The organism is Actinopolyspora sp. BKK2, from assembly GCF_011291845.1.
GTDB classification, from domain to species: Bacteria; Actinomycetota; Actinomycetes; order Mycobacteriales; family Pseudonocardiaceae; genus Actinopolyspora; species Actinopolyspora saharensis.
In genome coordinates, this window is the sequence record NZ_JAANTE010000002.1 from 1 (window position 1) to 24,831 (window position 24,831).

Sequence of the window (24,831 nt, forward strand, 5' to 3'; positions counted from 1 at the left end):
GGCCCCCAGCAGATGACTGGGTTGATAGGCCCGACATGCACGCACAGCAATGTGTTCAGTGGACGGGTACTAACCGGCCGAACGACGAACCCCCCACACACCCACGCACACCCCCACAAAGGGGGGGGGGCACGGGTCAGCACACAACGATGCCCGCCACCACACCCACCACCACCACACCGTTCCACAACTGGACAGACAGACTGCCCAACACATGCGGGTGTAATTCCCCCACTGTGTTTGGGTCGGTGGCTACAGCGGAGGGGACACGCCCGGTGCCCATCCCGAACCCGGAAGCTAAGCCCTCCAGCGCCTAAGGTACTGCACCCCCACGGGTGTGGGAGACTCGGACACCGCCGACCCAACCCCCCAAACTAGCCCGGCCCCCCAACGCGGGGGGCCGGGCACTTTACATACCACACCCCCCGGGGGGCTTCGCGCAGCAGTGCACTGATCACCCGACGGTGGCACGACCATCCCCCGAAAACGCACCACGACCATTCCGGGATGTATGTTCCCGAGTCGCGGTTCGCCGTGATTCGCGAAGCGTGTCGGGAGGCGCGCTCGGGGAGCGAAGGGTCCGGAATCCGTCCCCGGTGGAGCTCGCTTCCGACCCCCGCTGGGTACGATGTCCCGCGTTTCGGTGCGACACGGATCGGTGCGTGATGATCGAACAGCATGTGGAACACGGGGTCGATGAGCCCCGTTCCCCGTTGCCGCGCGGGATTCTCCGGGCGAGTGCCCCGACCGGGCCGATAACGGGAACTGCCGTCCTGCTGCTGTGTTTCCTGATTGGACAGTTGGGCAGTGCTTTCGCGCTCCTCGCGGTGCTGTTCGGCTCGGGCGAGGGATTCCGGAGCGGTTTCGTCCGGTTGGACCTGCCGGCCCAGCTCGCGCTGACCGGTGGCCTGCTGGTCGGGGTGCTGGCTCTCGGTGCCTGGTTGATCCTCAAGGAGCGCAGGCCCTTCTCCACAGTGGGCTTTCCACCGGTGCGGGGAGTGCTCCGGTCCCTGCTGCTCGGTGTGGTCGTGGCGCTGGCCGCGGTGACGCTGCTCGTGCTCCTCGGTGTGGTCACCGGCCGACTCGTTCTGGAACGGGACTCCTCCCACGCGCTGACAGCGGTGCTGGTGCTTCCGGCACTGCTGGGGTTCGTCGTGCAGGCGAGCAGCGAGGAGATCCTCGTGCGCGGATACCTGCTTCAGGTCACCTGGCGGAAGTGGGGGCTGGGCGCGGCTGTCTGCGCGCAGGCGGTGGTGTTCGCCCTGCTGCACGGGCTCAACACGGGGTTCGGGCTGCTCCCGCTGGTCAACCTGCTGCTGATCTCGCTGGTGCTGGTTTTCTGGGCGTTGATCGAGGGCGGTCTGTGGGGAGTGTGCGCTTTTCACGCGGTGTGGAACTGGTGCCAGGGCAACCTCTACGGTGTCGAGGTCTCGGGCATGACGCTGACCACGACCCTGTTCCGGACGGAGTCGGCGCCGAGCGGATCGACACTGCTCACCGGGGGTGACTTCGGGTTGGAGGGCGGTCTGCTCACCAGCCTGGTGCTCGCGTGCTGCCTGGTGGTCGTGGTGCGCGTCTTCCTGCGCCGCAGGCAGGCCGGAGTCCCTCGCTCCGGCTCGCTGGGCTGATCGCCGCTGAAGTGGTGCGTTATCCTGGCCGCGGTTCGTGCGTGACGAACTCCGGCGGTGGGGCTCGCCGGGAAAACCGCGAAGTCGTTCGCCAACGGTCCCTACCCGTACGAGAGGTTCCGGGTGGGGAGGACTGTTGTTCGGCGTTGTTCGAGTTCGGGCGCGGCGGCCCTTCCCGTGGGCGGTGGTTCTCGCCGTGGCCCTGGGCGGTGCGCTGGGGTCCGTGGCCCGCTACGGCGTGTCGCTGTGGATCGGGCGAGGCAGTGCTGGATTCCCCTGGGGCACCCTCGCGGTCAACGTGGTGGGCTGTCTGATCATCGGGGCGGTCACGGTGCTGCTCGAGGAGTTCGGCAACCCGCACCGGCTGGTGCGCCCGTTCGTGGGGGTCGGCGTGCTGGGCGGTTTCACCACGTTTTCCACCTACGTCGCCGACGTGGGTGATCTGCTGGCCGCGCAGCGTCCCGTTCAGGCGACGGTCTACCTCTTCGGCACCGTCGCGCTCGGTGTGGTGTCCGTGGTGTGCGGAGCGGTCTCGGTCCGGGCGCTGGCGGGTCGGGCGGCCTCGAGGGCGCGAGGGGGCGAACGGTCTTGACGCCGCTGCTGGTCGCGCTGGGGGGAGCGTGCGGGGCGCTGTCCCGTTACGGGATCGACAGCGCGGTGCGCCGCTTCGGTCGGGGCGCCTTTCCGTGGGCCACGCTGGTGGTCAACCTCCTCGGCTCCTTCCTGATCGCCCTGGTGACGGGGTGGGCCGCCTTCGGTGGGAACGCTCCCTCCTGGGTGCGCACGCTGCTGGTCGCGGGGCTGTGCGGGGCGTTGACCACCTTCAGCACTTTCGGAGTGGACACGGTCCGGCTCTACGTGCGGGGAGCGCGCTTCTCGGCGGTGTTGAACGTGCTGGTCACGGTGCTGGGGGGACTTCTGGCCGCAGGTGTCGGGCTCGGTGCGGCCCTACTGTCCCGGGGATGGTAAGGATTTCCCGTCCGTGATACGGCCGTCGTCCCGGCCGGAAACGGAAACCCCGCAGACTTCGACTGCTCCGTTTCGGGGAGTGCTTTGCGACTTTCTGGGTGTCCTTGACAGGATGAATGCCGCTCGATCGTGAAAGTCGTTCAATACGCGGTGCGTGCGGAGCGTGTCCGCCACAGGCGATCGGAGCCGGTCGTACCCTTCGAGAAAGGTAAACTCGTTGCAAACCGCCGTGAATTCCACGACACATCTCGCCGAGGCTTCCGCCGCGGGTGTGGCCGACCCAGTGGTGAACTGGTTCACCGAGAACTCGGGCGCCTTCGTGTCCGGAATCATCAACATTCTCATCATCCTGCTCGTCGCCCTGGTGTTCCGCGCCGTGACCGGTCGGGTGATCACCCACGGCGTCCGGCGGATGGTGAGCTCGCACCAGCGGATCAACCAGGCCACGTCGAAGGCGGGGAACCTGGTGACCCGCCAGTCGAACAGTTCCGAGAACGCGGGCCAGCGCCAGCAGCAGCGCGCGCAGACCATCGGTTCGGTGCTGCGCAGCGTGGCCTCCTCGGTCATCTTCGGTGTCGCCTTCGTGATGATCCTCGGCGAGTTCGGGATCAACCTCGGTCCGATCCTGGCCAGCGCCGGTGTGCTCGGATTGGCGATCGGTTTCGGCGCGCAGAGCCTGGTCCAGGATTTCCTGGCCGGCATCTTCATGATGATCGAGGACCAGTACGGCGTGGGGGACGTGGTCGACACCGGTGACGCGGTCGGAACCGTGGAATCGGTCACCCTGCGGATCACGAAGATCCGCGATCTCAACGGCGGGCTGTGGTACGTCCGTAACGGCGAGATCATGCGCGTGTGCAACATGAACCAGGACTGGGCGAACGCGGTCGTGGAGATTCCGCTGGATTACAGCGTCGACATCGCCCACGCCGAACGCGTGATCGAATCGGCCATCGACGATTTCGCGGCCGAGGACGAGTTCAAGTCCAAGATTCTGGAAAAGCCCGATCTGAGCGGAGTGATCGGCATCGGGAACGGTTCGGTGACTGTGCGCATCATCGTCAAGGTCAAGCCGGGCGAGCAGTGGGCGCTGGGACGTGCGCTGCGTGGCCGGCTCAAGAGCCGCTTCGACGCCGAAGGGGTGCGGGTCGCCTACCCGCTGCTGCCCGGTAACGGGGCAGGCGCGGCCAAGCAGGGCTGATTCGGCTCCGGACGTCTCCTCCCCGGCCCGACCGTCCTCGGACGGCCGGGCCGGGGAGCCGTGGTCCGCGCACCGGGGTCAGCCCCGGTCGCGGGTCCTGTTGATCCGCAGGATGCCCACCGCGATCAGCCCGAGCAGAGCTCCCCAGATGATGTTGCTCAGCACGATGCTGACCATGTTCCCCGCGGGCATCGAGACCTGGCCCAGCCCGGCGAGGCTCCACACCACGCGGTTGAGGACCACCGCGAGAACTCCGTAACCACCTCCGATGATCACCAGCGTGAGCAGCGGATGCGGGACGTGGCGGACCACCACGGTCGCCACCCAGAACACCGCTATCAGCGCCGCCACTATCAACGGGGTCCACGGCCTGCCGAGCGTCGTGTAGACCCCGAGCATGCCCAGCGCGGGTTGGACGAGTCCCACCACGGCGAGCACGACGATGGTGAGCCAGTGCAGCTGCCCGAAGGTCGACCCGCTGTTCGGACCGGTCATCACGACACCTTTCCGCGTTTCTTGCGCTTGCCGCTCCTGCGCAGTTGCATGATCCGGGCGGCTCCCACCAGCGCGACGAGCAGTCCGCCGATGGCCGCCGCGAACAGCAGGGCCACTCCGAGGGGCAGCTCTCCGCGCACCCCGAGGAAGGTGACCGTCACGGCCTGCAGGTTCTGCAGGATGAAGATCAGCAGGATTATGAGGGCGATCGTCGCGACGACGACGGCGGCCCAGGTTCCCGCGGTTCGGGTGTGGCTCTGCCCCTTCCGCGCTTCCTCGCCCCCGCGGACACTGCCTTCCCCGTTGCCCGGCGGACGCACTTCCGGCTCGTGCTGCCCGTTCTCCCCGTCGTCGGACCATCCTCGTGCTTTTTCGGACATGTGCCCATTGTGACCGGTCGGTTTCACCGAACGTGCAGCGATCCTCGCTCCGCGTGTTCGTCCGGTGTTCGTACGTCCGGAGGAAGGAGTTCCGGTGGTCGTCGTGCTTGGATGTGGGCATGGGGCCCACGGAATCGGTGCCGGTGGAGCGGGAACGTCTGATCGAGCGCTGCGCTGCGCGCGCGTGGCCCGCCGCGGAGACCGTCCGGTCCGATTCGGGGTGGCTGCTGCGCGCCACGGAGCACTGCTCCCGGCGGCGTGGTAGCAGCGCCGTGCCACCGCTCGATGGCGGGGCCGTTCGCGGCATCTCGGCGGTGGAGGAGTTCTACCGCTGCCGTGGCGCTCCGGTGCTGGTGCAGGTCTCACCCGCGCATCGGCACTGCGGGTTGGATTCCGAGCTGGCCCTTCGCGGGTACGGAGCGGAGGCTCCCACGCTGGTGCTGTGCGCCGAGCTGTCCGGAGAGGTGCGGCGCGATTCCTCCCGGGAAGCGGAGTGCCGGGTGGTGCTGAACGCGCGTGATCCGCTGTGGGCCGAGTGCACGGCGGCGCGAGGTGAGGTCGCCGCCGTGCAGCGTACCGTTGACCGGATCGAGCCCCCGACGGTTTTCGCCAGGGCCGGCGAGCCCGAGGAACCGCTCGGGTTCGGTGCTGCCGTGCTCGACGGCGGCTTGATGGGTGTTTTCGGCATGTGGACGGCGCCGGGGCGCCGTGGTGGCGGGATTGCCTCGGCCGTGCTGAACAGGTTGCTCGACTGGGGAAGGCGGCAGGGCGCGCACACCGCGTGGTTGCAGGTCGAGGAGTCGAACCCGGTGGCCCTGGCGCTGTACCGGAGGTGTGGTTTCGGCCTGTCCCACCGCTATCACTACCGCCGGTCACCGGAGTGACGGCGGTTCCCTCGGGCGGGTTCGTGGCGCCGTGTGGTGCTGTTCGCGCGGTGCGTGAGCGCCAGGGGTGTCGAAGCTCGCAGTTGAGTCCGCATTCCAGGAATCGCGTTTACATCCTGGGAAACCCCTGTTAGGAACGTTCGAGTACGACCGGAAGTGCCCCGGTGCGTCTTCTTCCCGGGGCGCGACTCATTCGAGGAGGTTTCGACCGCATGGGCGCGTTACGTCGAGCCGCGGATCTCATCGGCCGCTGGTTCGCGCTGCTGGTGCTGCTGGGCGGACTCGTGGGCCTGTTGTTCCCGACGGCGACGGGCGCGCTTTCCCCTGCCATCACTCCCCTGCTCGGGGTGATCATGTTCGGCATGGGGTTGACCCTGCGCACCGCCGATTTCGCGCTGGTGCTGCGGCACCCGCAGGCGGTGCTGGCCGGACTGGCCGCCCAGTACGTGCTGATGCCGTTGCTGGGGTGGGGAATCGGAACCCTGTTCGGCTTCTCCGCCGCGCTGCTGGCGGGGATGGTGCTGGTCGGGGCGACACCGGGAGGCACGGCCTCCAATGTGGTCGTCTACCTCTCGCGGGGGCACGTGGCCCTGTCCGTGGCCATGACCTCGGTCTCCACTCTGCTGGCTCCGCTGCTCACCCCGCTGCTGGTGCTGTGGCTCGCCGGATCGGCCCTGCCCGTGGACGCGGTGGGGCTGTTCTCCAGCATCGTCAAGGTCGTGCTGGTTCCCGTGGTGCTCGGGATCGTGGTCCGCGCGTTGCTGACCCGCTGGGTCGAACGTGTGCTGCCGCTGCTGCCGCTGGTCTCGGTGACCGGGATCGTGGTCGTGGTGGCGGCCGTGGTCGGGGGCAACGCGAGCACGTTGACCTCGGTCGGCGCGCTGCTGCTGTTGGCCGTGGTGCTGCACAACGCCTGCGGCCTGCTGCTCGGCTACGGCGCGGCCAGGTTGGCCGGCGTGCCGGAACCGGGCAGGCGCGCGATCAGCGTGGAGGTGGGGATGCAGAACTCCGGCCTCGCGGCGAGCCTGGCCACCACGCACTTCACCCCGCTCGCCGCGCTGCCCGCGGCGCTGTTCTCGGTGTGGCACAACCTGTCCGGCGCGGTCGTGGCCTCGTTCTGGTCGCGGCGGCCAGCCGGGGAGCAGGACTCCACCGAGGCGGTCAGCTCCGCGCGGAGCTGACTCCCCCGCTGGACTCCAGCTCAGCGCTTCCGGGTGACGTGGCGCCGGATTTCTGGGTTTTTCGGGGGGCTTCCCGGACTCGAGCTCCCCTCGAGCGGGGAACTCTGGGGCGGAGCCGATCGAGGAGGAATCACGTGATTCGCTTCGCCAAGCACGGGGCACCAGCAGGAATCTGCTCGAGTGCCGTTCTCGCCCCGCTGGCCCTGGCCGTGCTGATCACGGTCTCGGCCGTGTTCGGAGCCGGAGCCGCGCGTGCCGTGTCCGACGGGACCGAAGTGCGCTCCCGAGCGGAGGCGCCGTGGAACAGCACCTTGATCATCAAGGGCGACGGGCCGTTGCAGGAGCGGGTGACCTGCGGCGGTGCGCTGGTTACCCCCCGCAGGGTCGTCACCGCCGCGCACTGCGTTTCCGGAATGCCGCTGGACGAGCTGAAGCGCCGGATCGAGGTCCACGTGGGAGCGCGGGAGCTCTCGGGAGATCCGGGAAGGACTGCCCAGCTGACCGGCGTGCGGGCGCATCCCCGGTACCGTCTCGTCCCCTCCCCGGAGAACCCTGATTCGGGGACCATGTCCAGCGCGACCCACGACATCGCGGTGCTCACCCTGGACCGCGCGGTGCGCGAGGTGCCCACCCTGCCCGTCGCGGACGAGGCGGCGCGGGTGAACGATCCCGCCGTTCTCTACGGGCACGGCTTGACCGGCCCTTCCTCCCGGGGTGACGTGCTCCGGCGCGGGACGTACCGGGTGCGCCCGACCGAGGAGTGCGCGGAGGCCACCCCGGCCGTGGTCGACGGGGAGTCGATGATGTGCGGACGCGGTTGGCGGGCCGAGGCCTGCTTGGGTGACAGCGGAGGGCCGCTGGTGGGGTACCGGTCCGGCAGGCCCGAGCTGATCGGGGTGTTCAGCTTCGGCATGGAAACGGCGGGCGAGCCCTGCGGAACCGCGGGGCCCAACTTCTTCACCGAGGCCAACGCGGTGCACGACTGGTTGGTGGAGCGGTTGGCTGATCCGGTGGAGGGCTGACCATCGGCGCGGACTCCCGGGGAAACCGCGGATCGGGTTCTCCGGGAGCCCGGATTCGGGTCAGCCTCCGACACTCACGGCGTACAGGTACCAGGTGGCGTGCGGCGGCCACTGCTCCGTCCAGCGCCAGCGCCAGCGCCGCGATCGCCACGTCTGCCCCTCGCGGTGGTTGACCTGGCGGACCAGCTCTCGGCCGTCCCGCTCGACGGCTTTCAGGTGGCGCAGCGCCGGATTCCTGGGTGGTCCGGGCTGCATGACCGAGTGGCAGAACGTCACCTCCGGACGTTTCACCCTGGTGAGGTAGTCGGCGCCGTACAGTCCCTCGTCGCACAGTCAGGTGCGCAGCTGGGTGAAGTGCTTGCCGAAGTCTCGGTGGCGGCGTACCAGCCGCCGTGCGCGTTGATTCCGCCCGAGCCGTTCTCGTCCACGGGCAGGGAGCGGTCCTGCCGGTCGAACCTCCCGGAGCAGCGGGTGGCCTTGAACCAGTGCGCCACGCGGGAGAGGATGCCGCGTTCCAGCGCGAACGCGGTGATGGTGAAGGGCGCGGACTCGCCGTGCCGACTGTTGCCCGCGCCCGCCCGCAGCACGTACTCGCCCTCGGTGGAGAGGTCGGAGAAGTGGAGCGTCCAGGGGTGTCGGCTTCCCCGATCGTGGACTGGTCCGACGTGCGGTGGCGGCCGTGGTCGGGGGCAACGCGAGCACGTTGACCTCGGTCGGCTCCAGCTCAGCGCTTCCGGGTGACGTGGCGCCGGGTCGCGGGGTGCCGCGGGAACTCGGCCCCGGGCTCCGCCCGCGCGGGGATCACTCGGCGAGCTCGACGAGCTCCGGCAGGCGGGCGACCACTTCCTCCGGGGCGGGCATGGCGGAGATCTCGGAGGCGATCCGGGCCGCCACTTCCCGCGGGGCCGGGTCGGTCAGCAGTCGTCGTGCCGCGGCGGTGACGGCCGCGGCCTCGAACCGCTCGGGCGGCAGGCTCTCCCCCGCACCGGAGGCGCTGATCGCCTCGGCGTTGGTGAACTGGTCGGCTCCCCTGGGCAGCAGCAGCTGGGGCAGTGCAGCGTTCAGCGCGCCGAGGGTGGTGCCGCTGCCACCGTGGTGCACGATCAGGTCCAGGTGGGGCAGCAGCTCAGCCTGCGGCAGCCAGCTTTCCACGGTGACGTTGTCCGGTTGCTCGCCCAGCTCGGCGGGGGAGACGGGACCGGTGGCGACCAGCAGCCGCAGGGGCAGTCGGGCGAGCGCCGCCGCTGCCTCGCGCAGCAGCTCGGCGGTGCCGAAGCCGGTCCCGAAGGTCAGGTACGCCAGTCCGCGCCCGGGCTCGTGGTGCAGCAGCCCTCGGGGTGGTGGTGCGCTCCCCGGCTGCGGGGCCGGGCGCAGCGCGAAGCGGCGGTGCTGGTTCCGCGTTTCCGCGGTGCGCAGCGAGGGCGGGTAGATGTCCAGATAGGGGGCCGCGCGTCCCGGTTCCGGTGCGGGCAGACCGAGTTCGGCGCTGAACTCGGCCAGCAGCCGCTCGTGCTCCGCGAACCCGGCGGGGGTGTCCGGGCCGAGCCCGTGGGACAGCGCGGGGATGCCGGCGAGCCGCGCGGCGAGCTCCGCCCCGCTGTTGGCGCTGTCGTGGACGACCACGTCCGGTGCGGTTCGGTCCAGCAGTGGGGCGAGGTCGGTGAGGAAGCGGCGGGGCAGGGTTCTGCCGAAGGTCTCCGCGCCGAGGCGGGCGAGCTGCTCCCCGGTGAGCCCGGGGTCGTCCGGTGCGGTGTCGAAGAGTTCGCGGGCGGTCCGCGCCCCGGCTTCGTGGATCGAGGTGCCCGCGGTGAGCGGTTCGAACCCCGCTTCCCGCAGCGTCGGGTGCATGTCCGGGCCGGTGGCGAAGTCGACCTCGTGGTCGGCCGCGCGTGGGGCGGTTTCCCGGACGAGCAGTCGAAGGTCCTGTCACTCAACTGACTTCCGAGAAGCGTGAGGCCGAGGTCGTGACGGCTTCACTGCTGCGAAAGGGCGAGTGCGCCGCCGAGGCCGATGAGGGTGGTGCCGCTGGCGGCGTGCTGGCGGCGTTGCCAGCGCGGGTTGTTGGCGATCCAGGTGCCTGCCGGCGTTGTCCGGTGCTTTTCCGGGAGAGGCTTGCTCCGGGGCTTGGTGGGTGATCCCCAGCGGGGAGAGGCGATGCTGCCTTTGCAGGCACGGCGTCCTCTCACCTGGTTCGTCGAACCCGTGTTCGATACCCTGTCCTCGGGTGGTCGAGGTTCGTCTCCGAAGGCTCGAGAGGTGTCCGTGCTCAGTGCTTCATCCGATTCGGTGTACCCCTGGGAAGGGCCGCGTGCGCTCTCATCTCCTAGGCTTTCGGGTATGAGCTCCTGGGACGACGAGGAACGAGCGGCACTGGTGGCCCTGCTGCGGGCCCGCCCGGAGGGAATGTCGTGGTCGACGATCACTTCCGAGGTGGCCGAGGCCGGTAGTGCGTGCGCTGTTCGGGAACGTTTCGGGAGGCCCTCTTCCGGGGAAACCACTCTGTTCGAGGTGACCGCGCAGGCCATTCCTCCGGGCGGAGAGATCGAGCAGGCGCTGGAGGACCTCGCCTCCTGGCGTGGCGAGGACTTCGAGTTCCTCACTTTCCGGGACGAGTACTACCCGCGCCGTCTCCTCGAGGTGAATCAGGTCCCCCCGTTCGTCTTCGCCCGCGGAAAGCTCGTTCCCGATGAGAGCGCGGTTTCGGTGGTGGGGTCCCGTGCGGCTTCGGAACATGCTCGTGCGGTTGCCGCCGATGTCGCTCGCGGACTCTCGGACGCGGGGTTCACAGTGCTTTCGGGGCTGGCGAACGGAATCGATGCCGCAGCGCACACGGCCGCTCTCGACAGCGGTGGCCGAACGGTGGCGATACTCGGAAACGGTGTTCGGCGGGTCTACCCCGCGGAGAATCGGGAGTTGCAGGAGCGGATCGCTCGGGAAGGGCTCGTACTGTCCCAGTTCTGGCCCGACTCGCCTCCGACCAAGCAGAGCTTCCCGATGAGGAACGCGACGATGAGTGCCTACGGCGTCGCCACGGTCGTTGTGGAGGCGGGCGAGCATAGCGGAGCACGGATTCAGGCGCGCCTGGCTGTTGAACACGGGCGCCCGGTTATTCTGATGAAGCCTGTGGCCCGAGGTACCGACTGGGGGGCGCAGCTGAGCGTCCAGCCCGGTGTCTTCGTCGTCGACACCCCGGAGGAGGCCGTCGAGGTCGCGGAGCGCTTGGCCAGCGGTGAACGGGAGGTCTCCCGCCTGCTCGCCTTGGCCACGTCGTGACTCACGAGGACATCCGTGCTGATCTACGGCGGCAACTGACCCGTCGGGTGGGTGGGTTCTTCCACAACACGAGGAAGCTCCCCGGAGTGACCTGCGTGGTGTGCGCTGGACCTGTGTCCTCCAACGAGGTGGTCTGTTCCAGGTGTGCCCGGCATCGTGCGGAGTTCGGTGACCGACTGGCGGATCGGGTGCTGCTGCTGACGTATGTTCGTGGTCATCAGCCGCGGAAGCAACACCAGTCGGCGCACACCGTGCGGGCGTACAAGTGGCCCTGGTCGCCGGTGGAGAGATGCCTCAACGATCTACGGCTGATGGTTTTGGCCGCTACCCGTATCCACGCTCGGTGCGTTGTCGAAGCAGCGGGGCGAATCTGGGATTCGGTGACTTTCGTGCCCTCCAGGAACAGGCCGATAGCGAAACATCCCGTTGCCGAGCTGGCACGCCACGTGGCTTTTCACGATCAGGATGAGGACCGGCTGACCCTGGAGATCGGCCCGGGGTTCGGCGATTCCGAACGCGTCGTCCGTGCTGATCAGTTCGTCGTACCGGACCGGTATCGGGAACGTGTGACGGGCAGGCACGTGCTGCTGGTGGACGACACGTGGACTTCGGGAGCGAAGATGCAGTCAGCGGCCGTGGCGCTCAGCGACGCTGGTGCTGAGCAGGTCACGGCGCTGTGCGTGGCCAGGTGGTGTCGACACGATTGGTCGGACCACCGGCAGCTGCTGGATTCCTGCACCGAGCCCTACGACGCTTTCGAATGTCCTGTCCTGGGTGACGAGTGCTCGGTGAATTGAGCTCGGCTCACCGGGTTCTCTCGGGATTTCACTGCTGCGACAGGGCGAGTGCGCCGCCGAGGCCGATGAGGGTGGTGCCGCTGGCGGCGTGCTGGCGGCGTTGCCAGCGCGGGTTGTTGGCGATCCAGGTGCCGAGCGAGCCGGCGAAGACGGCCACGAGCAGGTCGGCGGTGGAGGCGAGCACGACGAAGGCCAGCCCGAGGGCGAGGAAGGCGATGCTCTGCGAGCCCCGTTCGGGGTGGACGAACTGCGGTATGAAGGCCAGGAAGAACATCGCGGTCTTCGGGTTGAGCACTTCGGTGACCAGGCCCTGGGTCACCGCGGAACCGCGCTGCTTCGGAGCGGCGGCCCGCTGTTCCGCCTGTTCCGCGGGGGCTCCGCGCAGCTCCCACAGGGTGCGCGCGCCCAGGTAGATCAGGTAGGCGGCTCCGAGGAACTTGACCACGGTGAACGCCAGGGCCGAGGTGGCCAGCAGCGCGGACAGGCCGATCGTGGCGGCGAGCACGTGCACCGCTGCTCCGAGGAAGGTGCCGAGGGCCGAGCGGACCCCCTCGGCCCTGCCGCCGTGCAGGCTCCGGGCGAGCACGTACAGGATTCCGGGACCGGGGGCGACGGCTATCAGCGTCGCGGTCCCCAGGAAGATCCACCATTCGGAGAGGTCCGGCATGAGGCGAGGTTATCGGAATCCGGCCGGAAGCCGTTCGTCGCACTCGCCCTGACCTTGGTCGGGTGGGGCATCTGCGTTCCCACCCCGCCGGGGCAACTCACCGCTGCTCGACGGGGCGGAACCGGTGGGTCTCGCCGTGGGTGAGGTAGTGGAACCGCGCCGACGTCGATGACGCGGCCGCGGCTTCCTTGAGCTCGTCCAGCCCGGACCGGAAGACCGAGTAGTCGTTGTAGTGGATGGGAACCGCCGTGCGCGGGTCGACTACCTCCACGGCCCGGACGGCCTGCTCTCCGGTCATGGTGACCACCGTGCCCAGCAGTGTCGTTCCGCCCGCGTGGACCAGGGCCAGGTCGATGCCGGGATGGCGCCGCGGGATGTCGTGGAGCCGGTCGTGCAGCAGCGTGTCCCCGCTGATGTAGAGCCGGAAGGCCCGGTCCCCGCCGTTGCCGAAGTCCAGCAGGCTGCCCATGGTCGGTGGCAGCATGCCCGCGACCGGGTCGGGGTCGTGCTTGGCCGGCATCGCGGTGATGCTCACCTCGTCGTCGCCCTTGATCACTGTTTGGCACTGCCAGGTGTCCAGCGCGCGTCCCCCGGTGAACCCCTGCTCGGACAGCAGCCCCACCGCGTGCTCGGTGGTGATGATGGGAACGTCCTTGCCCAGCTGTTCGGCGGCCACGTCGTCGAAGTGGTCCCCGTGGTGATGGGAGAGCACGATGAGGTCCAGCGGTGGCAGGTCGGCGATCTGACAGGCGGGCTCCACCTCGCGCCGGGCGTACATGCCGTGACCGAGGTGCACGTGCTCGCCCCGGTGCAGGAAGGTCGGATCAGTCAGGATCGTGAAACCGCCGTAGCGGATCAGCGTGGTCGCGTTGCCGATGAAGTACACGCTGCCCTCGGAGAAGTCACCGGGCGCCGAGGCGGGAAGTCTCAGCGGTGTGTTCAAGGCACGACTCCTCACCTGTCGGTGTTCGTGCTTTCCGATGGGGAGTACCCGGCCCCCGCGGGGCGGAAAACCCGTGCGGTCGTTGTCCACGCTGCGAGAAGCGGAGCGCTCGGCAGCGGCCACGGCGGCGTGGTGAGGTCACTCCGCAGGCCGAGCCGCGTCCGGCTCGTGGTGCTCGGAGCGCGCCGGTTCGGGGCGTCGAAGAGGTCCTCGGCCGTCTCGAGCAGCTCGCGGAGCTGGTTGATCCCTGCCCGGTCGAATCGATGTCCGGATCCGGTTCGAGGTAGGTCATAAAGACCCCGATCACCCCGAGAGCAGGCAGTGATCACTCACCGGAGGCGCCGAACAGGGTCCCGTCGTGAGGCGAGTACTGGTGTTCGTCCGTCTCGGGCTGCTGCTGACGCTGATCGGCACACTCGTTCCGCTCCTCGACGCCCTCGCCGACCGAATACGCGCCGCATATCCGGCTTTCACCGCTGAAGAGGGGCGCCGGGAGAAGTCCGCAATCGTGATTTATCCGGTCACGATGGGGGTGGTGGCGATCGTCGTGTGGTCGTGGACGGCGCGGTTCTTCGAGACGGGGAGGAGCCGGGCACGCGTCGCGGCCACGGTCGTCTTCCTCGTGGCCGGTTTCGTTTCCTTCCTTCCACCGATGGTGGCCGGTCGGGAGATGCCCACCGCGTACGGAGTGCTCACGTTGCTGCCCTGCGTCGCAGGAGCTGCAGTGGTCGTCGCGCTGTGGACGGGAAGTCCCGCGGGGCACTCCACGGACACGCCGTCCCGGTGACGAAGCCGTGCTGTTGCTCGGCCGCCGCGCCGTGTCGTGCGGAGCGGGTGAGGGGCGGGGATTCGGCGGAGATTTCCACTCGGCCACCCGGCCGCGCGGCCGGGTTCAGTCGGTTCCCTCGACGAAGAACAGGCGCCGTTCGAGCGCCGATCCCCGCACCTCGAGCGCCCGCGCGTACTCGGGCGAGTCGTACCACTCCCGGGCGCGCTGCATGCTCGGGAACTCGACGATGACGACGCGCTGCTCCACCGGCCAGCTGCCCTCGACCACGTCCGGCGCAGCGCCGCGGACCACGTAGCGCCCGTCGTACTGTTCGATCGAGTGGCGGGCCAACTGGCGGTACCGGTCGGCGAGCTGCTCGTCGAGTATCTCCACTTCGGATATCACGTACGCGGTCATCACCCGCCAGTCTGCCGCGAATTGTGCACCCCGTGTGGTCGTTCGTTGTCCGGTGCCGGGCGAGCACGGCAGGAGTGGGCCATGTTGGCACGTTCGGTGGATGAGGCGACGTCGCGCAGCCCGTAATTTTCGGGCATGGCGACGTTGTCCTTTCCTCGACCGCCGCTGGTCGACGAGGTCGTCGCGCTGCGCCCGTGGCGACGCGCGGACATTCCGCAGAAGTTCGCGGGGCTGTCCGATCCGTTGTGCCTGCGGTTCTCCTGGGCGTCGACCGAGCGGTTCACCGAGGTGCACGTCCGGCGAAAACTCGAGGTGCAGGAACGGGAGCGCCTCGAAGGGAAGGGGATCAACTTCGCCGTGGTGGACGTGGCGGCGCGGGAGCACGTGCTCGGCGGTGCCGAACTCTACGATGTGGACGGTTCTCGCTCGTGCGCGGCGGTCGGTTACTGGCTCGCCCCGCACGCGCGGGGGCGTGGCGTCGCCACGCGCGTGGTGCGGCTGCTGGCCCGGTGGGGCTTCGAACGGCTCGCGCTCGCCCGCCTGGAGCTCACCTGCGGGCCGGACAACACCGCTTCTCAACGGGTCGCCGAGCGGTGCGGTTTCACCAGGGAGGGGCTGCTGCGTTCCCACCTGCCGTTCCGGGGCGGGCGGCGCGACACCGTGATGTACGGCCTGCTGCCGGGGGAGTTGAGCTGAGGCCTGCTGCTCCGAACGTCACCAGGAGGCGTTCCGGAGCCCGGTCAGCGATGACGGAGCTGCGCTGATCGTCACGAGGTCTCCCGCCGCGCTGCTTCGTTCGGTGTCGACCACACGGGGCGGCAGGTTTCTGCGTGTTCTGGTGGGGACGAGCGGTCACGGCGGAGAGCCCTGAGCGCACGATCCCGGTGTCCACTGCGGACCCTCTCAGTGCCGGGGTTGTTTTCTCGTCGTCGGCGGGTTGTGGCGAACTTCGCGAATGGCCTCGCCGTTTTCCGGCGGGCTGATAACTTTGCCCGCCGCAATCGATGCGAGGAGCGAAGGATGGCAAACAGCGGAACGGGATTCGCTGTCGATCTCTATCGCTTGGAGAAGGTGGCCAAGGACTACCTGCCGACCGTGGCCACCGTTTACGAAAACGCGGTCGGGTTGTGCCAGGACGCGGAGTCCGGATTGGGTTTCATGTCCGGTATTCCGGAACAGTTCCAGGGTGAGAGTGGCTCGATCTCGCAGGCCTACGGCCAGGTGCACAGCGCGGTCACCGAGGTGCTGAAGTCCACCAAGACCAGCTTGGACGAGACGGCGAGCGCGCTGCACGAAACGGTGAGGATGTACGCGGAGGCCGATCAGGGGGTATCGGACAACCTCGATCAGCTGATGCAGCAGCGGGGAACACCGAAGCCGGAGGTGAGCTCATGAGCCAGGCCGATCTGATGCAGAAGGCCAAGGAGATCGAGACGAAAGCCGCTGAGACGGAGTACCGCCAGTTGCTTAGCTTGCCCAGGGCCGGGCCGGGCATCAACAAGGAGGACCTGGAGCAGAAGTACCAGGGCCGTGCGCAGCCCTTGTTCGAGCCGTTTGCCCGGATCCCGGATCCGAGCGCGTACGACGGGCCGATCAACGACCTGCACAGCGCCATGGGCAAGCTCTCGTACGGGGCGCACATGAACGACCCGGTCAACGAGGATTCCATCGGCGCGAACGAGGACCTGAAGGCGATCGAGACGGCTGCCGGCGATCTGCAGGGCTGGAGCGGTGAGGCCGCCTACGCATTCAAGGCCAATTTCCTCGATCCGTTCCCCGCCAAGGCGAGCAACCAGTTCATCGCTCTCGGCGGGATGAAAGGTGCGATGCAGGCGGAACAGGAGCTGTGGGATAAAGCGCAGAAAGATATCGACCATATCGCTGACCAGGCGATCCATGCGCTGGAAAACGTGGGCAGCTGCGGCAAGAGCGACTTCGAGTTCATGCTGTCGGTAGCCAGTGCGGTGGCAGCGATCGGGGCCATACCGTTCACCGGCGGTGCCTCGGCGGTCACCTTCGCGGCGGTGGGGGCCGCCTCGGCGGTGGGCGGTGCGGCCCAGAAAGGTGTGGAAGCGGTGAAGGCGAGTGGTGGCTCGGCGGAGCAGGTCGTGAGCTCGATGGAGGACGCGATCGGCAAGCTCACCGAGCACATCAGCAAGGAGCGGGGCAGGATCACCAAGTCGCTGAACGACTGCGCCGGCGCCATCACCCAGGGCAAGTCGCACTTCGTCTCACCGCGCCCGAAGCTCGCCGGTATGGAGGGTGAGAGGCTGACCAGCGGCATGGGCGTCGGCGGCCACGACTAGGAGGAGTGGGAGCAGTGGGTGAACTGGCCGAACGGCTGGACGGCATCCGGGTGCGGGCGAACGCCCCCGGGATGGACATCCGAGCCGAATTGCACAACCGCACCGAGTTCACGCTCTCGTTCGGGGAGAGCGTGTACGAGTTCGTCGACGAGCGAGCTCTGGAGCGGGCGTTGGCGAGCATGGCTCGACTGCTGTACGCGGGGTGGCAGCGGCAGTACCGGGAGGCGATCGAAGAGACGGGACTGATCATCGATCCGGAGGATCGTCACGACTTCGACTTCCAGGAGGAGTGCCGGGCGGTGGAGTCGTACGGCGAGTCCGCCGACGGCTGTGTCGCCCTGTCCGCCGTGGGCATGGACGAATTCTCCGCGCGGATCAAGAGCGGGACCCTGCGGAAACTGAGCGAGAACGAGTTTGCCGCGCGGGTGTCCGAGGCGGCGAGTCTGCTGGTCGCGGATTATCAGGCCAAGACGACCGAGTTGAAGATAAGGTACTACGGATGATCGGGCGTGCGTTGCGGGGCGCTGTCGTGTTGTTGGCAGGGTTCGTGCTGGTGGCGGGGTGTGGTTCGGATCGGCCCGCTGAGTTGTCGGTGGACGAGGTGAAGCCGTGTGAGCTGATTCCTCAGTCCGCTCATCAGCGGTTGCGGATAGCCGTGGAACCGCAGAGTCTTGACACTGTCTCGGGGGTCGGCACGGAGGGAAGAACCTGTGCCCACACCACGAACACCGGAAACAGCGTGTATGTCAGTACGATCACGAATCACGGGATTGGGCGATGGGTGGATCCTTCGTTCGAGCATGTGCGTTCCGAGGAGGCCCCCCGGATTCAGGGTTATCGTACGGTGAAGGTGTGGCGTGACAGTGAGCGTCCGGATCCGGACAGCAAGTGCAAGGTCTATGTTGATGTTGCCGGTGGTCAGTCGCTGCGGGTCCAGGTTGGTATGACTTCCGATGAGGAGGATCCGCCGACTTGTGACACGGCGCGTCGTTTCGCCGAGACCGCGATGGGGACGCTCGTCGCTGATCGTGGGTAGTCGAGAGTTGTGCTCGTGTGTCGTGACCTGCCCGTCTTCGGCTGAGGTCTGCTGATGTTTTCGTGGGGAGGAGTGTGTGAGTTCGTCGGGCGGGGTGCCGGTGTTGTGCGGATGATCGGGCGTGCGTTGCGGGGCGCTGTCGTGTTGTTGGCAGGGTTCGTGCTGGTGTCGGGGTGTGGTTCGGATCGGCCCGCTGAGTTGTCGGTGGACGAGGTGAAGCCGTGCGAGCTGATTCCTCAGTCCGCTCATCAGCAACTCCAAGTGCGTCTGGCCCCGCAGTCTGTTGATTCTGTCCCGGAGGTCGATACAGAAGGAGACACTTGCTACTACTCTCCTCATGAGAGAAGCAATGTTTGGGTCAGTGCGATCACGAACCATGGGATTGATCGGTGGGTGGATCCTCCGTTCGATCATGCACATTCCGAGGAGGTTTCCCGGATCCAGGGTTATCGCACGATGAAGGTGTGGCTCGACAGCGAGCGTCCGGATCCGAATCACCAGTGCAGAATTTACGTCGACGTTGCCGGTGGTCAGTCGCTGCGTGTCAAGGTCGATGAGTCTTCTGAGAAGGAGGATCCACCGACTTGCACTACGGCTCGCCGTTATGCCGAGTTGGCGATGAAGACGCTCGTCGCTGATCGTGGGTAGTCGAGAGTTGTGCTCGTGTGTCGTGACCTGCCCGTCTTCGGCTGAGGTCTGCTGATGTTTTCGTGGGGAGGAGTGTGTGAGTTCGTCGGGCGGGGTGCCGGTGTTGTGCGGATGATCGGGCGTGCGTTGCGGGGCGCTGTCGTGTTGTTGGCAGGGTTCGTGCTGGTGTCGGGGTGTGGTTCGGATCGGCCCGCTGAGTTGTCGGTGGACGAGGTGAAGCCGTGCGAGCTGATTCCTCAGTCCGCTCATCAGCGGTTGCGGATAGCCGTGGAGACGCAGAAACTCGACTCTGTTGAGGGGATTGATACGGAGGGCAGTACCTGTGCCTATCGTACGAATACCGGCAACAGCGTGTATGTCAGTACGATCACGAATCACGGGATTGATCGGTGGATGGATCCTCCGTTCGAGAGTTCACATTCCGAGGAGGTTTCCCGGATTCAGGGTTATCGTACGGTGAAGGTGTGGCACGACAGCGAGCGTCCGGATCCGAATCACCAGTGCAGAATTTACGTCGACGTTGCCGGTGGTCAGTCGCTGCGGGTCCAGGTTGGTATGACTTCCGATGAGGAGGATCCACCGACTTGTGACACGGCGCGTCGTTTCGCCGAGACCGCGATGGGGACGCTCATCGCTGATCGTGGGTAGCAGATGAGCCGCAGCCCTGGGGATTCCGAAGCTGATTCGGCAGGTGGCGAGGCCGGTGGTCAGGCTTCGGGAGAACCACGCGGGTCCTCCGGCCAACGCCGCACTCCCGAGGAGTGTCCGCCCGGGGCGACAGCGGTCTCGTGAAGTCGCCTGCCGTGCACTGCCGCTCAGCGTGGAACGGGCGGATGAGTACCGTTCGTGTTCGTCGAACCTGGTCGAGCAGGACGGGTAAAGCCCTGATTCGCTCGCGTCGCTCCGGATCGGATGAATTCCTCTCGCCTGCTTACCGCGGCAGCCGCGTGTCGAGCGCTGTTCGATCCCGACCGAGCGGCGTACACGCCCCGTGGGGGAGCCAGCGAGCTGAAACGGCGAAATTATACCATTCCTTCGGGAGTGAGAAGCGCTCCATTATATAGATTTCATGAAGAATTCATTCGAGTGGCACGAAATTAATCTAGTGCCACGCGATCGTGTGTATTCGCTCGTTTTTCTTTGTTGGTTCGCGGTGTTGTCGATAGAGTGGTCAGTGCCCTGATGAGTGCAGTAATTCTCACTCGTGTCCTTGTGCTCGTCAACGCCGTCGAGCTTCCTTTCCGTGTCGATTTTGTTGGGAACGGCCAGCATGAGTATTTCGGCAGCAGGTGCGGACACCGACGCGTCACCGTCCAGGGAACTGTCTCCCGACAGTGGACTCCCTACGGTTCTCATGGGGTTGACCGTGCTCAGCGGCATCATCGACGCGGTCAGTTACCTCGGACTCGGACGTCTGTTCCTGGGCAAGATGACCGGCAACGTGGTCGTACTCGGGCTCTCCACCGCTCAGGTGCCCGGGCTCTCGATGACCGTCCCCGTAGCGGCGCTGACTGCCTTCCTGCTGGGAGCTGTGCTGGGCGGGCGGCTGAGAACCGCTCTCGGGCACACCAAACCCTGGTGGGTGAGCTCGGCGTTGACGATCGAGGCGGTCCTGTTGATCGCCGCTGTCGGAGCCGCAGCCGTGGCCGGCTCCGACGGTCCCGAACTGACCGACCTGGAGATCTTCCTCCTGGTCGTACTGCTGGCCCTGGCCATGGGGCTGCGCAACGCCACCGTGCGCAAGCTCGCGGTCCCGGACCTGACCACGACGCTCATCACGCTCACCCTGGCCGACATAGCGGCGGACTGCTTCCTGGCGGGGCGGCGCAATTCGCGGCTGAACCGCAGGTTCGGAGCCGTGATGTCCATCTTCGGCGGGGCACTGCTCGGCGGCTACCTCGTGTTCAGGTACGGGCTGCTGCCCCCGCTGGTTCTCGCCGCCGCGCTGGCCACGGCGCTGGCCGTCGGTTATTCAGTGCTGTGGTTGTGGGCCACCCGAAGGCGCGGTCAGCGCTGAACCGATCGGCTACGGCAGCGATGCCTCGCCCGGCGGGGGTGGCGAACTCGGCGAACCGATGAGCTGTGTTCGGCCGGGTTGCGGCGCTCCAGAAGCTCCGGACGTCTTCAGCTGCTCTGGTAGGCAGTCCGCAACGGACCTGCCTTGGTCCGAAGTAGACGCATCCGCGGCAAGGGGAGAAGTTCGCGGGAGACACCCGAGGTGCCCCTGCGGGAGGGGAACGGCAAACATCAACGGGCCGCTGGTGAGACGCTGGTTGGTCGATGAGTACGCACACGCTCGGGCTGATCGGTTCCGCCACCGACGGTCTGGAGAACATTCGCACTGCCCTGGTCGAGCCAGCGATCGCGCGCGGGTGGCAGGTGGCGGTCACACTCACGCCCACGGCCGGAACATGGCTGGAGGACACCGGGGAGCGGGCCCGGATCGAGGACGCGACGGGACTGCCGTGCCGGGTGGCTCCGCGGATGCCGCGCGAGGCGAGTCCGCACCCGCCGATCGACTGCTTGCTCGTCTGCCCCGCGAGTGCGAACACGGTCGCCAAGCTCGCGCTCGGGCTGGCCGACAACCAGGCGTTGACGACCGTGTGCGAGGCGATCGGTGTCCAGTCGGTGCCGATCGTGGTGTTCCCCCTGGTCAACGCCGCGCACGTTCGCCACCCGGCCTGGAACGCGCACCTGGCCGCACTGCGCGAAGCCGGGGCGCACCTGCTGACCGGCGACGAGTACTGGCCGCTGCACGAACCGCGCGGCGCACCTGCCGGCAAGGACCTTCCCTGGGACAAGATCCTCGACGTGGTCGAGTCAGTGTCCGGATGAGGTAGTGGGGCCCACTCCCGGCCCCGGCACGAAAAAGGCCCAGGCGGAACCAGTGGGTTCCTGACCTGGGCCTTCATCCTTGGAGCGGGTGACGGGAATCGAACCCGCATTCTCAGCTTGGGAAGCTGATGTTCTTACCATTGAACTACACCCGCACTGCCTCGCTGTGCTGTTCACAACGCTAGCACGGCCACCATCGTCCGGTGTTCACCCCCCACCCGATACGCTGTGCGGGTGCTGCTCAGTGACCGTGACCTGCGTAAAGAGCTCGATGACGGGCGTTTGGAACTCGATCCGTTCGACGACGCGCTGATACAACCCTCGAGCGTCGACGTTCGGCTGGACCGTTTCTTCCGCGTCTTCGACAACTCCAAGTACACCCACATCGACCCCTCGCGGCAGCAGGACGACCTGACCTCGCTCGTCGAGCACTCCGACGACGACGCGTTCGTGCTCCACCCCGGCGAGTTCGTCCTCGGCTCCACCTTCGAGACGGTGCGCCTGCCCGAGGACCTGGCGGGCAGGCTCGAGGGCAAGTCCTCCCTGGGGCGGCTCGGTCTGCTGACCCACTCGACGGCCGGTTTCATCGATCCGGGGTTCGGCGGGCACATAACCCTCGAACTGTCCAATGTCGCGAACCTGCCCATCACCCTTTGGCCGGGCATGAAGATAGGCCAGCTGTGCCTGTTCCGCCTGTCCAGCCCGGCCGAGCACCCGTACGGCAGCAAGGCCGCGGGCTCCCGCTATCAGGGACAGCGCGGTCCCACGCCCTCCCGCGCATATCTCAACTTCGTGCGGGTTGACACCAGCAGGTGAACACGATCGAGACCGAGTCGTTAGTCGTTCAGAAGCAGCTCGCGTCGATTCAGCAACGTATGGTGTCTGAAGGTGTAGTAGTGTTCAGAGTCACACTGAATCGTGGAAGTCAAGCGGGATGGATGTGACTTACGTTGTCGCGTAACCCGTCGTTAACGAGCGGTGTGCGAAATGGCATACCGGCGAACGGGGGCACAGGAGAACTTCGATGTCGGTAGATCAGACGAGAGGTCGTTCCACCGATCACCTGGCACACGTGGTGATGATCGCCGGGGCGGCTGCCCTGGGTGGCTTTCTGTTCGGTTATGACACTTCGGTCATCAACGGTGCGGTGCAGGCCATCCAGGACAACTTCGCCGTCGGCGCGGCGCTTACCGGCGTCACCGTCGCCGCGGCTCTGCTGGGTTCGGCTGTGGGAGCGGCCATAGCAGGTGGCATAGCGGACAGACTCGGCCGCACCCGAGTCATGCAGGTGGCGGCCGTGCTGTTCATCATCAGCGCGATCGGTTCGGCGTTGCCGTTCACCGTCTGGGACCTCGCCTGGTGGCGAATAGTCGGCGGTGTCGCCGTCGGTATCGCCTCCATGATCGGTCCGGCCTACATCGCCGAGGTCGCCCCGGCCGAGTACCGCGGACGGCTCGGGTCGTTGCAGCAGCTCGCGATCGTGCTGGGAATCGCGGTTTCCCAGCTGGTCAACTACGCCCTCGCCTCCGCGGCGGGCGGCAGTGCCTCGGCCCAGCTCGGGCCGTTGGACACCTGGCAGTGGATGTTGGCGGTTGAGGCCGTCCCCGCGTTGATCTACTTGATCCTCGCCACCATCATCCCCGAATCCCCCCGCTACCTCGTCTCCGCGGGCAAGACCGAACTGGCCCGCAAGGTGTTGCATCGCATCGAGTCGGCCGACGCGGACGAGAAGATCAAGGAGATCCGGGAAGCCCTCGGGGGCGAAAAGAAGCCGAGGCTCAGCGACCTGCGCGGAAGGGCCGGTCTGCTCCCCATCGTGTGGGTCGGCATGGCCATCGCCGCGCTGCAGCAGTTCGTCGGCATCAACGTCATCTTCTACTACTCCTCCTCGCTGTGGCAGTCCGTCGGTGTGGAGGAGAGCAATTCGCTGCTGCTGAGCCTGTTCACCTCCATCGTCAACATCATCGGTACGATCGTCGCGATCATGCTGGTCGACAAGATCGGCCGCAAGCCGCTGCTCGTGATGGGCTCGATCGGTATGACGATCGCGCTGGCGCTCACCGGCTGGGCGTTCAGCTACGCCGAGGTCAGCGGCGACCAGGCCAACCTCCCGTTCGCCTGGGGCGTGGTGGCACTGCTCTCCGCCAGCGCCTTCGTGTTCTGCTTCGCGGCCTCCTGGGGTGTCGTCATGTGGGTGCTGCTCGGCGAGATGTTCCCGCCCCGCATCCGTGCCGCTGCGCTCGCCCTGGGCACTGCCACGAACTGGGTGGCGAACTGGTTGGTCACCGTGACGTTCCCGACCATGAACGCCTGGAACCTCCCGGCGACCTACTTCATCTACGCGGCGTTCGCGTTGATCTCGCTGTTCTTCGTGCTGCGCTACCTTAAGGAGACCAAGGGACGCTCGCTGGAGGAGATGGGCAGCTGAACGAAGCTGTCCGCTCATTTCCGCCGGAGCGCTCCTCCGGCGGAACCTCCCGCCGGGTTCACAGCGGGAGGCGTGCTGCCGAGAGGCTACGAGGCCCGGCCCCGAGTCGGGGCCTCGTCACCTGTGGCAGCGCACATCGGGAGGGGCGTCGCCCGCAGCGGCGCCCCCTCGCCTCGTCGGGGGGCCGCCCGGCAGTGATTTCGGAAGCCCAGCGCTGAGCAACTCAGTGGTGGCGATCAGTTCCCCGGACGTACGTGAATCGACAATCGACGTCCCCCGTGCGTGAGCGCCCCGATTGCGACTCGTTCGCACGTGCGCGGGCAACGAGCCTGGTTCCTCGGTTCAGTCCTCGAGCAGTTCGGCCGGGTCGAAGGAGAGCGGGAAGGGCTCCCGCGTTCCGAACGTCGAGCCCGCCAGGGCCTTGGCGTGCACCTCGTAGGTGCCGTGCTCGGCGAGCCGCAGCAGTGTGATCTCGGCGTGGTTCTTGGTGCAGGAGACCTCGACCCGCATGAAGTACGCGATGCCCGCCGCGGCGCACATGGCGGGTTTGTCGATCCGGTCGGCCACGCGGCTGGACGGCGAGACGCACTCCCCCACGAGCAAGGCCTGGGTGGCGGGTATCCACACCCGGCCTCGTGCCGGTTCGCGCAGCACCGCGAAATCGGGCTGGATCCAGCTGTCCGGGGTCAGCTGGATGTTCAGCGTGGTGTAAGCGCCGCCGTCGATGGATTTCGCGTGGGGTTTCAGCCGGTCACGCAGTTCATCGGCCGCGTGGATGTCGGCAGAACCCCCGTAGGGACTCACGACCAGGTGTCCGTCCTGGCACTCGTACTTCACCGGAGGCATTCCGGGTATCGGCAGGTACCGGTCGGCGAGATCGGGGGTCCACACACCGTTCAGCTCGACGAGTGGGTCGAACGCTCCGGTGTCGTAGGCAGGTGCGGCCACAGGT

At 67.2% G+C, this 24,831-nt stretch carries 30 protein-coding genes, 1 tRNA gene and 2 rRNA genes; 23 read left to right on the forward strand and 10 right to left on the reverse strand.

Translation table 11 applies throughout. The annotated features are described in order from the left end of the window. From G9Q41_RS03755 to G9Q41_RS03780, 6 genes are all read left to right on the forward strand, one after another. Positions 1-94: ribosomal RNA gene (locus G9Q41_RS03755) — 23S ribosomal RNA — on the forward strand; the annotation flags it as partial. A gap of 150 nt (positions 95-244) precedes the next feature. Then, positions 245-362: ribosomal RNA gene (gene rrf / locus G9Q41_RS03760) — 5S ribosomal RNA — on the forward strand. Between the two features lie 303 nt (positions 363-665). Then, the gene (locus G9Q41_RS03765; protein ID WP_165632090.1) at positions 666-1,628 is read left to right on the forward strand and encodes a CPBP family intramembrane glutamic endopeptidase; all 963 of its coding nucleotides are present in this window, start codon (positions 666-668) and stop codon (positions 1,626-1,628) included. A 136-nt stretch (positions 1,629-1,764) separates the two neighbouring features. Continuing rightward, complete coding sequence (gene crcB / locus G9Q41_RS03770; RefSeq protein ID WP_207630596.1) at positions 1,765-2,220, forward strand: fluoride efflux transporter CrcB; 456 nt, start codon at positions 1,765-1,767, stop codon at positions 2,218-2,220. Continuing rightward, positions 2,217-2,597 carry a fluoride efflux transporter CrcB gene (gene crcB / locus G9Q41_RS03775; RefSeq protein WP_092525243.1) on the forward strand — a complete coding sequence of 127 codons (381 nt, stop codon included), beginning with the start codon at positions 2,217-2,219 and terminating at the stop codon, positions 2,595-2,597. Before crcB (G9Q41_RS03770) ends, crcB (G9Q41_RS03775) begins: the two co-directional genes overlap by 4 nt. Positions 2,598-2,826: 229 nt before the next feature. Next, complete coding sequence (locus tag G9Q41_RS03780) at positions 2,827-3,798, forward strand: mechanosensitive ion channel family protein (RefSeq protein ID WP_092525245.1); 972 nt, start codon at positions 2,827-2,829, stop codon at positions 3,796-3,798. Between the two features lie 78 nt (positions 3,799-3,876). Here the strand turns inward: G9Q41_RS03780 and G9Q41_RS03785 are convergent, their stop codons facing one another. Both G9Q41_RS03785 and G9Q41_RS03790 read right to left on the reverse strand, forming a co-directional pair. Next, the gene (locus tag G9Q41_RS03785; RefSeq protein ID WP_165632089.1) at positions 3,877-4,293 is read right to left on the reverse strand and encodes a hypothetical protein; all 417 of its coding nucleotides are present in this window, start codon (positions 4,291-4,293) and stop codon (positions 3,877-3,879) included. Further along, positions 4,293-4,673 carry a LapA family protein gene (locus tag G9Q41_RS03790; protein ID WP_165632088.1) on the reverse strand — a complete coding sequence of 127 codons (381 nt, stop codon included), beginning with the start codon at positions 4,671-4,673 and terminating at the stop codon, positions 4,293-4,295. The genes G9Q41_RS03785 and G9Q41_RS03790 overlap by 1 nt, the downstream gene beginning before the upstream one ends. 119 nt (positions 4,674-4,792) lie before the next feature. Here G9Q41_RS03790 and G9Q41_RS03795 point away from each other — a divergent pair, with 119 nt between their 5' ends. The 3 genes from G9Q41_RS03795 to G9Q41_RS03805 all read left to right on the forward strand — a co-directional run bounded on the left by G9Q41_RS03795 (position 4,793) and on the right by G9Q41_RS03805 (position 7,760). Continuing rightward, entirely contained in the window at positions 4,793-5,557 is a 765-nt protein-coding gene (locus tag G9Q41_RS03795; RefSeq protein WP_165632087.1) for a GNAT family N-acetyltransferase, read from the forward strand. Between the two features lie 212 nt (positions 5,558-5,769). Continuing rightward, positions 5,770-6,738, forward strand: coding sequence for a bile acid:sodium symporter family protein (locus G9Q41_RS03800; RefSeq protein ID WP_165632086.1), 969 nt, complete (start codon positions 5,770-5,772; stop codon positions 6,736-6,738). 134 nt (positions 6,739-6,872) lie between these two features. Continuing rightward, on the forward strand, positions 6,873-7,760 hold the full coding sequence (locus G9Q41_RS03805; protein WP_207630594.1) for a trypsin-like serine protease: 888 nt from the start codon (positions 6,873-6,875) through the stop codon (positions 7,758-7,760). 60 nt (positions 7,761-7,820) lie between these two features. Here G9Q41_RS03805 and G9Q41_RS21455 read toward each other — a convergent pair whose 3' ends face one another. From G9Q41_RS21455 to G9Q41_RS03815, 3 genes are all read right to left on the reverse strand, one after another. Continuing rightward, positions 7,821-8,051: a hypothetical protein gene (locus G9Q41_RS21455; protein WP_175455126.1), complete on the reverse strand. Its 231-nt coding sequence runs from the start codon at positions 8,049-8,051 to the stop codon at positions 7,821-7,823. Then, complete coding sequence (locus tag G9Q41_RS21460) at positions 8,048-8,347, reverse strand: hypothetical protein (RefSeq protein WP_207630593.1); 300 nt, start codon at positions 8,345-8,347, stop codon at positions 8,048-8,050. Before G9Q41_RS21460 ends, G9Q41_RS21455 begins: the two co-directional genes overlap by 4 nt. A gap of 214 nt (positions 8,348-8,561) precedes the next feature. Continuing rightward, complete coding sequence (locus tag G9Q41_RS03815) at positions 8,562-9,674, reverse strand: glycosyltransferase (RefSeq protein WP_347567481.1); 1,113 nt, start codon at positions 9,672-9,674, stop codon at positions 8,562-8,564. Between the two features lie 423 nt (positions 9,675-10,097). Between G9Q41_RS03815 and G9Q41_RS03820 the strand changes: the two genes are divergently transcribed. Together G9Q41_RS03820 and G9Q41_RS03825 are read left to right on the forward strand one after the other, a co-directional pair. Beyond that, complete coding sequence (locus G9Q41_RS03820; RefSeq protein WP_092525257.1) at positions 10,098-11,033, forward strand: DNA-processing protein DprA; 936 nt, start codon at positions 10,098-10,100, stop codon at positions 11,031-11,033. 380 nt (positions 11,034-11,413) lie between these two features. Further along, positions 11,414-11,830, forward strand: a complete 417-nt coding sequence (locus tag G9Q41_RS03825; RefSeq protein WP_165632084.1) for a phosphoribosyltransferase — start codon at positions 11,414-11,416, stop codon at positions 11,828-11,830. A 28-nt stretch (positions 11,831-11,858) separates the two neighbouring features. On the opposite strand, the gene G9Q41_RS03830 is transcribed toward G9Q41_RS03825, so the two are convergent. Both G9Q41_RS03830 and G9Q41_RS03835 read right to left on the reverse strand, forming a co-directional pair. Further along, entirely contained in the window at positions 11,859-12,497 is a 639-nt protein-coding gene (locus G9Q41_RS03830; protein ID WP_092525261.1) for a LysE family translocator, read from the reverse strand. A 97-nt stretch (positions 12,498-12,594) separates the two neighbouring features. Beyond that, positions 12,595-13,440, reverse strand: coding sequence for an MBL fold metallo-hydrolase (locus G9Q41_RS03835; RefSeq protein ID WP_092525265.1), 846 nt, complete (start codon positions 13,438-13,440; stop codon positions 12,595-12,597). Between the two features lie 358 nt (positions 13,441-13,798). Between G9Q41_RS03835 and G9Q41_RS03840 the strand changes: the two genes are divergently transcribed. After that, positions 13,799-14,227 (forward strand): hypothetical protein, encoded by a 429-nt coding sequence (locus tag G9Q41_RS03840; RefSeq protein ID WP_165632083.1) that lies wholly within the window; start codon positions 13,799-13,801, stop codon positions 14,225-14,227. 105 nt (positions 14,228-14,332) lie between these two features. On the opposite strand, the gene G9Q41_RS03845 is transcribed toward G9Q41_RS03840, so the two are convergent. Further along, complete coding sequence (locus tag G9Q41_RS03845) at positions 14,333-14,626, reverse strand: DUF1330 domain-containing protein (protein WP_165632082.1); 294 nt, start codon at positions 14,624-14,626, stop codon at positions 14,333-14,335. A gap of 135 nt (positions 14,627-14,761) precedes the next feature. Between G9Q41_RS03845 and G9Q41_RS03850 the strand changes: the two genes are divergently transcribed. The 9 genes from G9Q41_RS03850 to G9Q41_RS03890 all read left to right on the forward strand — a co-directional run bounded on the left by G9Q41_RS03850 (position 14,762) and on the right by G9Q41_RS03890 (position 21,451). Then, positions 14,762-15,322 carry a GNAT family protein gene (locus G9Q41_RS03850; protein ID WP_092525271.1) on the forward strand — a complete coding sequence of 187 codons (561 nt, stop codon included), beginning with the start codon at positions 14,762-14,764 and terminating at the stop codon, positions 15,320-15,322. Positions 15,323-15,646: 324 nt separating this feature from the next. After that, positions 15,647-16,021 (forward strand): hypothetical protein, encoded by a 375-nt coding sequence (locus G9Q41_RS03855; protein ID WP_242687124.1) that lies wholly within the window; start codon positions 15,647-15,649, stop codon positions 16,019-16,021. Beyond that, a complete protein-coding gene (locus G9Q41_RS03860) occupies positions 16,018-16,932 on the forward strand; it encodes a hypothetical protein (RefSeq protein ID WP_165632081.1) in 915 nt (304 codons plus the stop codon). Before G9Q41_RS03855 ends, G9Q41_RS03860 begins: the two co-directional genes overlap by 4 nt. Before the next feature lie 14 nt (positions 16,933-16,946). Next, a complete protein-coding gene (locus G9Q41_RS03865) occupies positions 16,947-17,435 on the forward strand; it encodes a hypothetical protein (protein WP_165632080.1) in 489 nt (162 codons plus the stop codon). Further along, positions 17,432-17,968: a DUF3558 family protein gene (locus G9Q41_RS03870; RefSeq protein ID WP_165632079.1), complete on the forward strand. Its 537-nt coding sequence runs from the start codon at positions 17,432-17,434 to the stop codon at positions 17,966-17,968. Before G9Q41_RS03865 ends, G9Q41_RS03870 begins: the two co-directional genes overlap by 4 nt. Positions 17,969-18,040: 72 nt before the next feature. Further along, entirely contained in the window at positions 18,041-18,616 is a 576-nt protein-coding gene (locus G9Q41_RS03875; RefSeq protein ID WP_347567476.1) for a DUF3558 family protein, read from the forward strand. A 72-nt stretch (positions 18,617-18,688) separates the two neighbouring features. Continuing rightward, positions 18,689-19,264 carry a DUF3558 family protein gene (locus tag G9Q41_RS03880; protein ID WP_347567475.1) on the forward strand — a complete coding sequence of 192 codons (576 nt, stop codon included), beginning with the start codon at positions 18,689-18,691 and terminating at the stop codon, positions 19,262-19,264. Between the two features lie 622 nt (positions 19,265-19,886). Next, positions 19,887-20,633, forward strand: a complete 747-nt coding sequence (locus G9Q41_RS03885) for a YoaK family protein (RefSeq protein WP_165632078.1) — start codon at positions 19,887-19,889, stop codon at positions 20,631-20,633. A 263-nt stretch (positions 20,634-20,896) separates the two neighbouring features. Continuing rightward, positions 20,897-21,451: a flavoprotein gene (locus G9Q41_RS03890; protein ID WP_165632077.1), complete on the forward strand. Its 555-nt coding sequence runs from the start codon at positions 20,897-20,899 to the stop codon at positions 21,449-21,451. 80 nt (positions 21,452-21,531) lie between these two features. Here G9Q41_RS03890 and G9Q41_RS03895 read toward each other — a convergent pair. Then, positions 21,532-21,606 (reverse strand) — tRNA-Gly (locus G9Q41_RS03895). 79 nt (positions 21,607-21,685) lie between these two features. Between G9Q41_RS03895 and dcd the strand changes: the two genes are divergently transcribed. Beyond that, positions 21,686-22,267, forward strand: coding sequence for a dCTP deaminase (gene dcd / locus G9Q41_RS03900; RefSeq protein ID WP_092527836.1), 582 nt, complete (start codon positions 21,686-21,688; stop codon positions 22,265-22,267). Positions 22,268-22,475: 208 nt separating this feature from the next. Continuing rightward, complete coding sequence (locus G9Q41_RS03905; RefSeq protein WP_165632076.1) at positions 22,476-23,879, forward strand: sugar porter family MFS transporter; 1,404 nt, start codon at positions 22,476-22,478, stop codon at positions 23,877-23,879. 342 nt (positions 23,880-24,221) lie between these two features. Here the strand turns inward: G9Q41_RS03905 and G9Q41_RS03910 are convergent, their stop codons facing one another. Then, positions 24,222-24,827, reverse strand: coding sequence for a Uma2 family endonuclease (locus G9Q41_RS03910; RefSeq protein ID WP_165632075.1), 606 nt, complete (start codon positions 24,825-24,827; stop codon positions 24,222-24,224). Positions 24,828-24,831 lie beyond the last annotated feature (4 nt).

Coding starts and splice junctions, on each gene's coding strand:
- G9Q41_RS03890 (WP_165632077.1), top strand. CDS start 20,897: ATGAGTACGCACACGCTCGGGCTGATCGGTTCCGCCACCGACGGTCTG.
- G9Q41_RS03845 (WP_165632082.1), bottom strand. CDS start 14,626: ATGACCGCGTACGTGATATCCGAAGTGGAGATACTCGACGAGCAGCTC.
- G9Q41_RS03850 (WP_092525271.1), top strand. CDS start 14,762: ATGGCGACGTTGTCCTTTCCTCGACCGCCGCTGGTCGACGAGGTCGTC.
- G9Q41_RS03790 (WP_165632088.1), bottom strand. CDS start 4,673: ATGTCCGAAAAAGCACGAGGATGGTCCGACGACGGGGAGAACGGGCAG.
- G9Q41_RS03785 (WP_165632089.1), bottom strand. CDS start 4,293: ATGACCGGTCCGAACAGCGGGTCGACCTTCGGGCAGCTGCACTGGCTC.
- G9Q41_RS03830 (WP_092525261.1), bottom strand. CDS start 12,497: ATGCCGGACCTCTCCGAATGGTGGATCTTCCTGGGGACCGCGACGCTG.
- G9Q41_RS03855 (WP_242687124.1), top strand. CDS start 15,647: ATGGCAAACAGCGGAACGGGATTCGCTGTCGATCTCTATCGCTTGGAG.
- G9Q41_RS03795 (WP_165632087.1), top strand. CDS start 4,793: ATGGGGCCCACGGAATCGGTGCCGGTGGAGCGGGAACGTCTGATCGAG.
- G9Q41_RS03885 (WP_165632078.1), top strand. CDS start 19,887: ATGAGTATTTCGGCAGCAGGTGCGGACACCGACGCGTCACCGTCCAGG.
- G9Q41_RS03905 (WP_165632076.1), top strand. CDS start 22,476: ATGTCGGTAGATCAGACGAGAGGTCGTTCCACCGATCACCTGGCACAC.
- G9Q41_RS03820 (WP_092525257.1), top strand. CDS start 10,098: ATGAGCTCCTGGGACGACGAGGAACGAGCGGCACTGGTGGCCCTGCTG.
- G9Q41_RS03870 (WP_165632079.1), top strand. CDS start 17,432: ATGATCGGGCGTGCGTTGCGGGGCGCTGTCGTGTTGTTGGCAGGGTTC.
- G9Q41_RS03800 (WP_165632086.1), top strand. CDS start 5,770: ATGGGCGCGTTACGTCGAGCCGCGGATCTCATCGGCCGCTGGTTCGCG.
- G9Q41_RS03765 (WP_165632090.1), top strand. CDS start 666: ATGATCGAACAGCATGTGGAACACGGGGTCGATGAGCCCCGTTCCCCG.
- G9Q41_RS03860 (WP_165632081.1), top strand. CDS start 16,018: ATGAGCCAGGCCGATCTGATGCAGAAGGCCAAGGAGATCGAGACGAAA.